Below are 1,043 nucleotides of genomic sequence, written 5' to 3'. Positions count from 1 at the left end.
TGCCGCCTTCCAGTTCCGCGCGGATTTCCGTTGTAATGCGCACCAGATCGACCTTGGCAGCTTCGGGGTTACGCGTGCAAAAGGCCAGATGCATGCCGGGCTCGACCAGATCGGCAATCGCCACGACCCGGTGCTGGAGATCCACGCCCACCAGGTGTCGCACGAGCGTGTCCGCGCCGAACTTTCCAGGCCCTTTAGGCACGTCTTCGGCGCCGATGCTCAAACCCGCCAGGGTGGTGGACAGCGCCTGCGACAACGCATCGAATGGCAGATCCCGGTCGAGTCCAAGATCTTGCAGCACGCAATCGAGTGCGGGCATGCCGTCCAGCGTGACCACCAGATTGCGTTCGGCCTGCGTGATGTTGCGCACCGGCCCGATGGGCTGACAGCCCTGCGTTACGCGCGAGATCAGACCGACCTCAGGGCCGAAGAGCACGCCGGACAAACCCCCGGTGAACACGCGATCCGCCATGTGTAACGGACGGTTTCGCGCCGAGGATAGCCCGCCGAAGAGATAACCCGTGGTCGTGCGGGCGCTCAGTTCGTGCAGCAATTCCTGCACGTCCGGCGTGCTGCCCTCGGCATGCACCAGCGCGGTATGTGCCACAAACCCGGAGGATGTCGGAGGCAGTGGTTGCAGACCGGAAAACAGCCGGAACGATTCCCGTGGGAGCGGCGCGACCATCAGCACCAGGGCCGGTTCGTCGATATATTCGATGCCGCTGGCGGCCACGCCGACGCCTACCGTACCGACCCAGGCGACGCCGGGCTGACCCCGTTGCAGTTCATCGAGGATCGCTTCGGACGCGGGTGCGTAATAGTCGCTCAGGTAACACCAACCGAGCGTGAACGGTGCGGATTCGTCTTGCTGTGCCGCACGGGCCGCAATCTGGGTTTGAACCTGCCGCTGGCACTCGGCCAAGGCCACCCGCCAATCGGCGTGGGCAGCGTGAGCGTGGACAAACGAAGCGGGAAACATGGCGGAAACCTGTCGAAGACAACAATAAATTGGACCTCCGCTGGCAGGGCATGTTCACCCTGCC

General features: G+C 63.9%; 1 protein-coding gene. It reads right to left on the bottom strand.

The annotated features are described in order from the left end of the window. A partial coding sequence (locus F6X42_RS42815) for an FIST signal transduction protein (RefSeq protein ID WP_187639758.1) occupies positions 1–979 on the bottom strand: 979 nt, incomplete at its 3' end. Between the last annotated feature and the right edge of the window lie 64 nt (positions 980–1,043).

Source organism: Paraburkholderia podalyriae (genome assembly GCF_014397785.1).
In the GTDB taxonomy this organism is placed as follows: domain Bacteria; phylum Pseudomonadota; class Gammaproteobacteria; order Burkholderiales; family Burkholderiaceae; genus Paraburkholderia; species Paraburkholderia podalyriae.
Note: the sequence above shows the minus strand (reverse complement) of the source record. Positions and strands in the feature narration are given on the sequence as shown.